Here is a 333-nt window from a genome sequence, read left to right on the forward strand (position 1 = left end):
GGCAAATGGGCGATCCACCCCTCGCAGATCGCTTTGGCCAACGACGTGTTCTCGCCGCCGGAAAAGGAGGTCACGCGCGCCCGCCGCATCCTCGAGGTGCTGAAGGAAGCGGAGGCGCTCGGCAAGGGTGCGGCCGCGCTCGACGGCAAGATGATCGACGCGGCGTCGGAGCGCATGGCGCGCAACGTGCTGGTGGTCAGCGAGGCGATCGAGCGCGCCGGCCAGGCGCATAGCGCGGCGCAGTAAGAATTACCGGGAGGACAAGATGGACATTCACGAATACCAGGCCAAGGAACTGCTCGCCCGCCACGGCGTGCATGTGCCGCGCGGCGG

1 pseudogene is annotated in these 333 nt (G+C 67.9%); it reads left to right on the forward strand.

Features of this window, described 5'->3' with window-relative positions:
* Positions 1-246, forward strand: a pseudogene (locus AU465_RS32795) (CoA ester lyase); the annotation flags it as partial.
* Positions 247-333: the final 87 nt, after the last annotated feature.

This window comes from Mesorhizobium silamurunense (genome assembly GCF_014843905.1).
Taxonomy (GTDB): Bacteria; Pseudomonadota; Alphaproteobacteria; order Rhizobiales; family Rhizobiaceae; genus Mesorhizobium; species Mesorhizobium silamurunense.